The sequence below is a fragment of the Candidatus Protofrankia californiensis genome (genome assembly GCF_900634765.1).
Classification (GTDB): Bacteria; Actinomycetota; Actinomycetes; order Frankiales; family Frankiaceae; genus Protofrankia; species Protofrankia californiensis.
The window spans coordinates 52,490-53,535 of sequence record NZ_CAAAFT010000261.1 but is presented as its reverse complement, the minus strand read 5'-3'; the positions used below and the strand labels follow the sequence as shown (position 1 = coordinate 53,535).

At 69.1% G+C, this 1,046-nt stretch carries 1 protein-coding gene; it reads left to right on the top strand.

Annotated elements, in window-relative coordinates:
* The coding region (locus DD1DGNOD_RS14415; protein ID WP_241255724.1) for an ABC transporter permease at nucleotides 1-1,046 on the top strand (1,046 nt) is incomplete at both ends.

Here is a 1,046-nt window from a genome sequence, read left to right as displayed (position 1 = left end):
CCTTCGATTCGCTGTTCGCCAACATCTACCAGAACGTGAACGTGTCGGTCCGGGCGACCAACGCGGTGGACGACAGCTCCGGGACCAGCAGCAGACAACCCCTTCCCGCGTCCGTGCTGGAAACCGTGCGGGGCGTTGACGGCGTACGCGCGGTGTTCGGCAACGTCGACGGATCGGCGGTCGTGGTCAACCCCCGTACCGGCAAGGCCTTCGACACCGGCGGCGGGCCCGCCCTCGGCACCAACTGGGACGGTGACAGCCCGGTGTCCGCGGCGGAGATCGCCACGGGTCGCGCGCCACAAGGTTCGGAGATCGCCGTGGACAAGGCCACCGCGGACAAGGCGGACCTGCGGCTTGGGGAGCGGATAACCGTCCTCACCAACGGCGGACCGGGCGTCTACACCCTGGTCGGGACGTTCCGGATCGCCGGACAGGACAGTCTCGGCGGCGCCGCGGTAACCGTGTTCGACACCGCCACCGCACAACGCGTACTGCTCGCCCCGGGCCAGTACACGTCGATCAGCATCGCCGCCGCCGACGGCATCTCCCAGAGCGAGCTTCGCGACCGGATCGCCCGGATGCTCCCCACCGGCGTCGAGGCGGTCACCGGGAAGCAGCTGACCGACGAGAACGCCAACACCGTCCAGCAGGCCATCGGAGGCTTCTCGACGTTTCTTCTCGTCTTCGCGGGCATCGCGGTCTTCGTCGGCGCCTTCATCATCTTCAACACCTTCACGATGCTGGTAGCCCAACGGGTGCGGGAGCTGGCCCTGCTGCGCGCGCTGGGTGCCAGCAGACGGCAGGTGCAGCTCGCGGTCCAGCTCGAGGCGGGGATCGTCGGATTCGTCGGAGCCACCATAGGACTGGTGCTCGGTGCCGCTCTGGCAGTGCTGCTGCGGGCTGCGACCGCCGCGGTGGGGGTGTCCCTACCCGAGGGGGGCCTGGTCTTCGCACCACGGACGATCATCGTCGCCTACGCCGTCGGGATCGTCGTCACGGCCGTCGCCGCTTTCATTCCCGCGCGCAAGGCGGCGACGGTACCCCCG